At 26.2% G+C, this 557-nt stretch carries 1 protein-coding gene; it reads right to left on the reverse strand.

From position 1 onward, the window contains the following. Window positions 1-15: 15 nt before the first annotated feature. Window positions 16-557: LAGLIDADG endonuclease (locus ACYVLP_RS23450; RefSeq protein WP_460629703.1), on the reverse strand; the 542-nt coding region annotated here is incomplete at its 5' end.

The raw sequence follows: 557 nt of genomic DNA on the forward strand, positions 1-557 counted from the left end.
ATCCATATAATAAAATTATTTACTATTTAACCCCAATTTATATAACATTGAATTATGTATATATGGCATAACAAGGTTTCGTAAAATTCCTATTGATTTAGTTCGAATAGTAATTCTAGGTTGAGTAGGTGTATGAAATCTTAAAATACAATCAATATTATATCGAATTTTAAGAACATTAATTAGTTTTGCAACATCTTCAATTTTATATGAATCAGTACAAATAATTAATCCATGAGATCTGGCTACTCCATCACCTTGAATCCAATGAGCTAAAGCTACTGGAGTTAGTAAATCATAAATATTTTCTGGAATAACTTTTACTCCATTTACATAGAATAAACTATGCATTTTTGTAAAACAAGGTAATGCACGTGTATGTAAATTAATAGCAACACTTGTTTTATTTAAACGTTTACTAAATTTTAAAGTCGGTACTTTTGTACAATAATGTGATAGCAAATTAAACACATACCAAAAATATGAAAAATGATCTAAAGATTGTTTAAATTGTAATTGAGCATTCCAATGAGGTTTACCTTTGTGAAACCAACCAT

Source organism: Intrasporangium mesophilum, from assembly GCF_054783095.1.